Below are 7,697 nucleotides of genomic sequence, written 5' to 3'. Positions count from 1 at the left end.
CGGCATCCCGGCGGCGGAGCTCGCCGATGCCGGGATGCCGAAGAGATGGTCGAAATGCATGTTGACGAAGCTGACCTCGGCGGTCTCGTCCGTCATCCAGATCAGGGCCGGGGCGGAGTCGGCCATGTGGCGGAAGCGCGCCTCGCTCTCGCGCAGCGCCGAGAGGCCGCGCTGCGTCTCGTCGAGGGCCCGGTCGCGCTCCGCCTCGCGGGTCCGCAGGCGCAGCGAGGCGTCGGACAGCACCTCGCCCAGGCGCCGGATCTCGTGGACCGGCGAAGCGATGCGGGGAATGGCCTGCCCCCGCGACAGGGCCGGGCCGGATGCCGCGAGCTGGCGCAGGGGCCGCGAGACGCGCGACCACAGGTTGACGGCCAGCAGCGAGGAGGTGGCAAGCACCAGCAGCCCGAAGCCGCCGAAGGCCCAGGTCCAGCGGCGGGTGCGCGCGTCGACCAGGGTCTTGGGGATGCTGGCGCCGACCGTCCAGCCGGTGAGCCGCGAGCGCGCCTCCACCACCATGACGGGCCGGTGCTGGCGATCCTTGCCCTCCCAGACGCCGGGGGTCTCGCTCTGGGTCTGGCGCAGCGTCGCGAGCCGCGGGCGCCCCACCACCGCGGCAGGATCGGGCAGGCGGGCGAGCACCCGCTGGTCGCGGTCGGAGATGCCCGTGGTCCAGCCCTCCACCACTTCGCGGGCGAGGATGCCCTGAAGGCGGGAGAGCGGCGCGCGGAAGCCCAGGATGTAGGCGACCTCGCCCTCGACCTGCACCGGCACCGCGACCGCGTAGCCCGCCTGATCGGGGTTCGGCCCGGCGAGATACCCGGAGACCATCGCGCGCTGGCTGCCGCTGGTGACCTCGGCGTCGAAGGGCAGGGGCGTCACGGGGAGCGGCGCGCCACGCTTCACGCCGGTGTTGACGAGCTGCTGCCCGTCCGGGCGGCGCAGGACGATGTCGAGCTCGATCGCCTCGCGCACGAGGCGCGCCTGCGCGTCGAACGCCTCGAAGTCGCCGGCCTTGAGCCGCGGCGAGGTGGCCAGCGTCTGCAGCACGGAGACGAGACCGGCGGTGTCGCGGTCGACCGAGAGGGCGATGCCGCGCACGTTCTCGCGGGCGTCCTGCTCGAAGCGGGCGCGCTCGGCCGCGGCGTAGCGCATCAGCAGGATCGCGGTGAACAGGAGGCCCGGGCCGATCAGCGCCACCACCAGCGCGACCAGGTAGAACTGCGTCGAGAAGCCGTTGCGGCCGAGCCGCCGGCCGAACCAGGACGTGCGTGGGGCAGGCGGCTCCCCGGGCGTCCCGGGCGCTTCGGCGGGCACCGCGGCCTTCGGGTCGGTGTCCGGGCTCACGCGCGTCCCCGCGGGTCAGGCCCGCCATCCGGCGCCAGCATCGCTCGCGTTCCGCCCTCAAATCTCATTGCCGGCCCCGCCGGTTCGTCACCGGTCGATATGACCGAGATCGCGGCCCGGGTCGAGGCGGTCGCGCACGCGCTGCTTCAGCGCCTTGACGTCCGGGAAGCCCCCGTCGCGCACGCGCTCCCACACGATCTCCTCGCCGACCGCGATGCTGAAGGCGCCGCCCGTCGCCGGAACCAGCGCCACCTCGCCGAGATCGTCCCGGAAGGTCGACAGGAGTTCTTGCGCCATCCAGGCCGCCCGGAGCAGCCAGTTGCAGCGTGTGCAGTAGATGATGGCGACCCGCGGTCCGGCCGGGCGCGGCGCGGGCGCGGGGGGCGTCGTCGTATCGAGCGGCTCCATGGCCCGGACTGCGCCTCGCGGCGGTGCGATTGTCAACCGCGTGTCGTCAGCCGCGGGCTATGTTGGGCGGGAGAGCGCCGGAGACCTCACGAGACGCCTTGACGGCACCGCCCGCCGCGCCCTAGAAGGCCGCCATCCGAGCCGCACGGCGGCTCCGGCAGGCCTCGGGCGCACGCCCCGGCCCGGTACGGACGGTTAGCACAGCGGTAGTGCGTTCCCTTCACACGGGAAAGGTCGCAGGTTCGATCCCTGCACCGTCCACCATTCCTCCTCTCCGCACCGCCCGATCGACACAAAGCGGAAACCGCCGCGCGCTAGAGGCGGCCCCATGAACGCGCCTCGCCCCGCCAGATCCGCTCCTTCATCCCGCTGCGGCCGTGCGGCGCGCTGTTCGGTGCAGCCGTCTCGGTATACCGTGTGCCGGATCGGCCGCTGAGAGCCAGAGGATCATGAAGGCTCACGGCGACGCGCGCGACTTCTCGGCTCCGCCGCCCCCGCCGCGCAAGGGCCCCTTTCTGCTGGCGGGGCTGGTGGCGCTCGGGCTCGTCGGATGGGGCGGCTACGGACACTGGCGCCAGACGGCGGCGGCGGCCGAGACCCAGCGCAAGGTGAAGAGCTTCGTGCCGCGCCTGCGCACCGCGGCGGCGCAGCGCACCGACAAGCCGATGGACCTGACCCTGCCGGGCGAGACCCAGGCCTACGCACGGGCGGCGATCGCGGCGCGCGCCACCGGCTACGTTGCCGAGCGACGGGTCGATCTCGGCTCCCGGGTCAAGGCCGGCGACGTGCTGCTGCGCATCGCCGCGCCCGATCTCGACCAGCAGCTCGCCCAGGCGGAGGCGCAGGTTGGGCAGATGCGGGCCCAGCTCCTCCAGGCCCGGGCCCAGGTGGATCAGGCCCGCGCCAACGTGAACCTCGCCACCGCCACCAACAGCCGCACCTCGACGCTGGCCACCCAGGGGTGGGCCTCGCGCCAGACGGCGGACAACACCCAGGCGAGCGTGCTGAGCCAGACCGCCAACCTTGCCGCCGCCGAGGCCGGCGTGAAGGTCGCGGAGGCGAACCTGAAGGCCCAGGAGGCCACCGTCGACCGCCTCAAGGCGCTCACCGGCTTCAAGGAGGTGGTCGCCCCCTTCGACGGGGTGATCACCGCCCGCAGCGTCGAGGTCGGCGATCTCGTCAAGGCGGACGGCGGGGGCACGCCGCTGCTCAGCATGGACCGGGACGACGTGCTGCGCATCAGCGTCAACGTGCCCCAGAACGCGGCGGTCGGTGTCCGGCCCGGCGTCGAGGCCGCGATCCGGGTGCCGCAGATCCCGGACCGCACCTTCCGGGGGGTGGTCGAGCGCTCCTCCGTGGCGCTGCTCACCGCCTCCCGCACGCTGACGACGCAGGTCGATGTGCCGAACCCGGACGGCGCGCTGCGGGCCGGCCTCTACGTCTACATCACCCTGCAGATCCCGCGGGTCGAGCCGGGCGTGACGATCCCGGCCGAGGCGCTGGTGTTCAACCAGCGCGGCACCCAGGTGGCGCTCGCGGGCGAGGACGGCCGGATCGCGTGGCGCGGCGTTCGGGTCAAGCGCGATCTCGGCCAGACCATCGAGGTCGACCAGGGACTCGACGGCCGCGAGCGCGTGGTGTTGAGCCCGCCGGCCGACCTGCGCGACGGCCAGTCCTACGAGCGCGGCGACGAGCCCGACCGCGATCGGCCGATGCAGGCCGCGAACCGGTAGGTTCGTCCGGGCTGGAAGCCTCGGGCGAAGGCGGACATCTCGGCGCCGAGCGCGTTCGCCGGGATCGGCGATTGGCCGGGGGCGGGCGGCAGGCCGGTCAGGAACGGGGCGTTTCCCGTGCCGCCTCTTCGAGCACGAGCATCAGGGTCAGCTCCGCGGTCAGGACCGGCCGGCCCGCATCGCCCTCGGCCTGAACGGTCGCGCCGAGCCGCAGCGCTGCCTTGCCCTCCGGCAGCGCGCTGACCCCGGTGAGGGTGAAGACCGCGCGGACGCGCGTGTTCACCCGGACGGGGGCGAGGAACCGCACCTTGTCGGCGGCCATGTTCAGCACTGCCCGCACGCACGGATGCGCCGGCAGGACCTCGCCGACGGCCCCACCGAGCATCGACAGGGTGAGATAGCCGTGGGCCACCGTGCCGCCGAAGGGCGTCTCGGCCGCGGCCCGCAGCGGATCGACATGCACGAACTGGCGGTCCCCCGTGGCCTCGGCGAAGCGGTCGATCCGGGCCTGGTCCACCCGGGTCCAGGCCGAGGCGCCGACCTCGGTGCCGACCCGCTCCCGAAGCTCGGCGAGGAAGGCCGCAGCGTCCGGCGGCCGCGCGGCGAGCGGATCGGGCCTGGGATCGGAGGGCGTGCTCGTCATCTCGGAGGTTCCTTCGCCGCCGCGCTCCGCGTCGTCCCGGCCCGCGCCGAGGGATCAGGCTGAGGCCCGGGACGGGTCGATCGCTTCGGGGCCCGATTCAGATCTGCCGCAGCACCAGACTCGCGTTGAGCCCGCCGAACGCGAAGGAGTTCGACATCGCCGCCGCGATCGGCATCGCGCGCGCTTCCACGGGGATCGCGTCGATGTCGAGCTCCGGGTCCGGATCGGTGAGATGGGCGGTCGGGGGCGCCAGCGAGCGCGTCATCGCCAGCACGGTCGCGACGGCCTCCAGCCCGCCGGCTGCACCAAGCGCGTGCCCGGTCACCGCCTTCGTCGAGGAGACCGGCGGCACCGCCTCACCGAAGACCGCGCGCAGGGCCTGCACCTCGGTCCGGTCGTTGGCGCGGGTCCCCGTCCCGTGCGCGTTGACGTAGGCGATGTCGGCTGGCGACAGGTCCGCCTCGGCCAGCGCCGCCCGCATGGCCCGGGCCATGCCCTCGGACGAGGGAGCGACGATGTCGCCCGCATCCGCGCCCGAACCCAGGCCCGCCACCGCGACCTCCGGCCGACGCCCGCGCGCCCGCGCATGCGCCTCGCGCTCCAGGATCACGATGCCGGCGCCCTCGGCGACGACCAGCCCGTCGCGATCGCGCGAGAACGGGCGGCAGCCCGTGCGGCTCATGATCTTCATGGCGTTCCAGGCCTGCAGCGTCCCGCGGGAAAGCGGTGCCTCGGTGCCGCCGGCGATCGCCACGTCCACAATCCCGGCGCGCACGAGCTGGGCCGCCACGCCGATCGCCTGCGTGCCCGAGGCGCAGGCGCTCGCCACCACGAAGCAAGGCCCCTGCGCCCCGAACGCGATCGAGACCCAGCTCGCCGAGGAGCTGCCCATCGCCCGCACCACGGCGAACGGGTGCGGCCGCTTGTTCTCTACGAACAGGCGCTCGTACTGCGTGTCGAGGCTGGTGAGGCCGCCGCCGCCATTGCCGATCACGACCGCGACGCGCTCGGGCGCGACCGAGCCGGGCGTCAGACCGGCATCCGCCATCGCCTCACGCGCGGCCGCGACCGCCAGCAGGGCGCTGCGGTCGCAGGCCCCCGGCACCGGGATCGGCAGGCCGCGGAAATCCACGCTCTCCGCGATCTCGGCGGCGATGATGCCCGAACCCGGCAGCGCTCGCGCCGGCGTGAAGGCGGAGCGGCCGCCGACGAGGCTCGCCCAGAAATCCGCGGTGGTGAGGCCGCAGGGCGCCGCGACGCCGAGACCGGAGACGACGACGCCGCTCACGCGGTCCGGGCCTTGCGCGCGAGTGCGGACCGGATCAGGTCGACGACGTTGCCGAACGTCATCTCGCTCACCGGCTGCGCGTTCGCGTTGAAGTTCAGCTCGATGCCGAATCGGTCCTCGATCTCGAAGACCAGCTCCACGAAGTCGAGCGAGTCGATCTGCGCCTCTTCCAGCCGGGTCTCGGTGTTCCAGTTCCCGTCCGTCGTCTTGAGGTATTTCTTAGCGATCTCGAAGACGCTTGCCACGACCGAGTCGCCGGCGTCGATGGCGCGTTGCGGGGCGGCGGGAATAGAGGCGGAAGCAGCCATGTCACATCTCCTCTCGTGAAGAATGAGAGGATCATCAATATTCGCTGTCGAAACCGCAAGAGAGTTATCGCGCGTTAATTGTTGAACGCTATTCATAGTAAACGTGAACGATCAACTCTCGGTTGTCGTGTCGATCTGCGGTCTCGCTGCTTCGTTGTCGCCGACGAAGGAGCAGGGCGAGAGGCCTTATCGGCTGCGGATCAGCCGCGCCCACACCGGACCTGCCATGGGTCGCGACCGCCGCGACCGGCCGGAGATTCGACCGCGCACCCTCCGGCCCCGGGCGACGCGACGCGACCGATGCCGCTCAGTTCACCCGCACCAGAAGCTTCATCTTCGGGTGGATGCCGCAGAGGACCAGGAAGGTGCCGGACTTCTTGAAGACGATCGGCGTGCGGCTGCCCGGAGCCTGATCGCCGGAGTCGAAGGTGAAGGCCTCCGCCTCGACATAGACGTGGTGCAGCAGGTCGCTGTCGTCGTTGACGATGGTGACCGTGTCGCCGCGCCCGACCACGAGGCTTCCCGGCTGGAACGCGCGTCCCTTCTGCGAGACCACGTAGCCGTCCGGCCCCGCCACCGCGAGGGCGCCGGTCGCCAGCGCGCCGGTGATCATGCCTGCGGCGAGTGCACGGGCGGGGAGAGCGAGGCGGAACCGGGCTGAGCGGAGCCGCGCTGGGCAGCGCGTGGCAGGCAAGTCGCGCATGGGAGCTTCCGGCAGAATCCGATCGGAGCGCCAGCATAGTCGAGGGCCGATTGATGAAATGTTGTCGCGCCGCGATTCTGTGCGACATGGACGAGATACAGATGTCCATATTCGCGCGTTCGAGGCTAATCGCCTCTTAAGGTCTTCCGCGCATCCTGCGGCTACCTGCTCGCTGAGTGGGGCTGGACTTGGCAGGGTTGCCTTGGAACGGAACACGGAACGGCAGAGGACGTCGGCGAGCGCGCCGCCCGGGGGACGGGCTTGGCGGCGGATCGGTGACGCGGCGGCGACGATCCGCGGCCGGATCCTGTTCGCCTTCCTGACCATGAGCCTTCTGACCGGGGCGCTCGGCCTCTACGCGATCGGTGGAATCCAGCGCGTCGGCGGTCTCGTCCACCGGACCTACGACGAATCGCTGATGTCCATCAATTACGCGCGCGCCACCGCGGCGGACTTCGCCAAGATGCGCGCCGCTTTCGCCCGCCGCAGCCTGGTCGGGGAGCCCGCCACGGCCGCGAGCCTCGACGGAGAGATCACGGATCTGGCGACGGCCTTGGCCGAGGATCTCGCCATCGCGGTCGAGCGCGCGCAGTCGGAGCGGGCGGTGCGCGCGGGCGAGGCGGTGCGGACGGCGGTCGCGGCCTGGGACGAGATGCGCCGCGGCATCGCGCCGGGGCCGCGCGCCGGCCGCGGCGAGGCCTGGGCGGCCCTCGACCGGCAGGCCGCCGCCGTCGACGCGCAGATCGACCTCCTGGTGAACTACACCGCCGGCGACGGCTTCACCTTCCGGCAGGCCGCCCGCACGCTCGTCGACGAGCAGATCCTCTTCAACGCCGCCGCCACCGGCGCCGCCCTGGTGCTCGCGGGCTTCGTCGCGTGGCTGCTGCACCGGCGCATCGTCGGTCCGCTGAGCACGGCCTCCGCCATCGCGCAGCGCATCGCGGCGGGCCAGCTCGACGTCGCGGTTCCGGCCGGCGGCCGCGGCGAACTCGGCCGCCTGCTCACCGCGATGGCGCAGATGCGGGACAACATCCGGGCCATGATGGAGCGCGAGGTCAGCCAGCGCCGCTCGGCTGAGACCCTGCTCGCCGACGCCCTGCAGAGCTCGCGCGAGGGCATCGTGGTGGTCGACGGGCAGGGGCGCATCGTGCTCGCCAACGCCCAGGCGCTGGACTTCTTCGAAGGCCTCGGCACCGCGGTCCAGGCCGGCACCGCGGTGATGCCGGGGCCGGGCGCGGCGCCGACCACGGACTACGCCCGCGCGCTCGGC

The 7,697-nt window shown here is 72.6% G+C and carries 7 protein-coding genes, 1 tRNA gene and 1 pseudogene; 3 read left to right on the top strand and 6 right to left on the bottom strand.

The genetic code is table 11. The features are described 5' to 3' along the window. Positions 1 to 1,200, bottom strand: a pseudogene (locus MFF54_RS23400) (histidine kinase); the annotation flags it as partial. A gap of 231 nt (positions 1,201 to 1,431) precedes the next feature. Beyond that, the gene (locus tag MFF54_RS23395; protein ID WP_238306611.1) at positions 1,432 to 1,752 is read right to left on the bottom strand and encodes an Rdx family protein; all 321 of its coding nucleotides are present in this window, start codon (positions 1,750 to 1,752) and stop codon (positions 1,432 to 1,434) included. Positions 1,753 to 1,941: 189 nt separating this feature from the next. Here MFF54_RS23395 and MFF54_RS23390 point away from each other — a divergent pair. Together MFF54_RS23390 and MFF54_RS23385 are read left to right on the top strand one after the other, a co-directional pair. After that, a tRNA-Val gene (locus MFF54_RS23390) sits at positions 1,942 to 2,016 on the top strand. A gap of 185 nt (positions 2,017 to 2,201) precedes the next feature. After that, entirely contained in the window at positions 2,202 to 3,485 is a 1,284-nt protein-coding gene (locus tag MFF54_RS23385) for an efflux RND transporter periplasmic adaptor subunit (protein WP_238306610.1), read from the top strand. Positions 3,486 to 3,582: 97 nt separating this feature from the next. Here the strand turns inward: MFF54_RS23385 and MFF54_RS23380 are convergent, their stop codons facing one another. From MFF54_RS23380 to MFF54_RS23365, 4 genes are all read right to left on the bottom strand, one after another. After that, positions 3,583 to 4,128 carry a MaoC family dehydratase gene (locus MFF54_RS23380; RefSeq protein ID WP_238306609.1) on the bottom strand — a complete coding sequence of 182 codons (546 nt, stop codon included), beginning with the start codon at positions 4,126 to 4,128 and terminating at the stop codon, positions 3,583 to 3,585. A 97-nt stretch (positions 4,129 to 4,225) separates the two neighbouring features. Continuing rightward, on the bottom strand, positions 4,226 to 5,416 hold the full coding sequence (locus tag MFF54_RS23375) for a beta-ketoacyl-[acyl-carrier-protein] synthase family protein (protein ID WP_238306608.1): 1,191 nt from the start codon (positions 5,414 to 5,416) through the stop codon (positions 4,226 to 4,228). Beyond that, positions 5,413 to 5,724, bottom strand: a complete 312-nt coding sequence (locus MFF54_RS23370; RefSeq protein WP_238306607.1) for an acyl carrier protein — start codon at positions 5,722 to 5,724, stop codon at positions 5,413 to 5,415. The genes MFF54_RS23375 and MFF54_RS23370 overlap by 4 nt, the downstream gene beginning before the upstream one ends. Before the next feature lie 307 nt (positions 5,725 to 6,031). Continuing rightward, positions 6,032 to 6,427, bottom strand: a complete 396-nt coding sequence (locus tag MFF54_RS23365; protein WP_306423980.1) for a cupredoxin domain-containing protein — start codon at positions 6,425 to 6,427, stop codon at positions 6,032 to 6,034. A gap of 202 nt (positions 6,428 to 6,629) precedes the next feature. On the opposite strand from MFF54_RS23365, the gene MFF54_RS23360 reads away from it, so the two are divergent. After that, on the top strand, positions 6,630 to 7,697 hold a 1,068-nt coding region (locus MFF54_RS23360), incomplete at its 3' end, for a HAMP domain-containing protein (protein WP_238306606.1).

Source organism: Methylobacterium gregans, assembly GCF_022179245.1.
GTDB lineage: Bacteria > Pseudomonadota > Alphaproteobacteria > Rhizobiales > Beijerinckiaceae > Methylobacterium > Methylobacterium gregans.
The sequence above is the reverse complement of the archived record's forward strand: the minus strand, read 5'-3'. Positions and strand labels throughout refer to the sequence as shown.

Excerpts from the sequence above, each read along its gene's own strand:
- MFF54_RS23395 (WP_238306611.1), bottom strand. The coding sequence starts at position 1,752 with ATGGAGCCGCTCGATACGACGACGCCCCCCGCGCCCGCGCCGCGCCCG.
- MFF54_RS23385 (WP_238306610.1), top strand. The coding sequence starts at position 2,202 with ATGAAGGCTCACGGCGACGCGCGCGACTTCTCGGCTCCGCCGCCCCCG.
- MFF54_RS23380 (WP_238306609.1), bottom strand. The coding sequence starts at position 4,128 with ATGACGAGCACGCCCTCCGATCCCAGGCCCGATCCGCTCGCCGCGCGG.
- MFF54_RS23370 (WP_238306607.1), bottom strand. The coding sequence starts at position 5,724 with ATGGCTGCTTCCGCCTCTATTCCCGCCGCCCCGCAACGCGCCATCGAC.
- MFF54_RS23365 (WP_306423980.1), bottom strand. The coding sequence starts at position 6,427 with ATGCGCGACTTGCCTGCCACGCGCTGCCCAGCGCGGCTCCGCTCAGCC.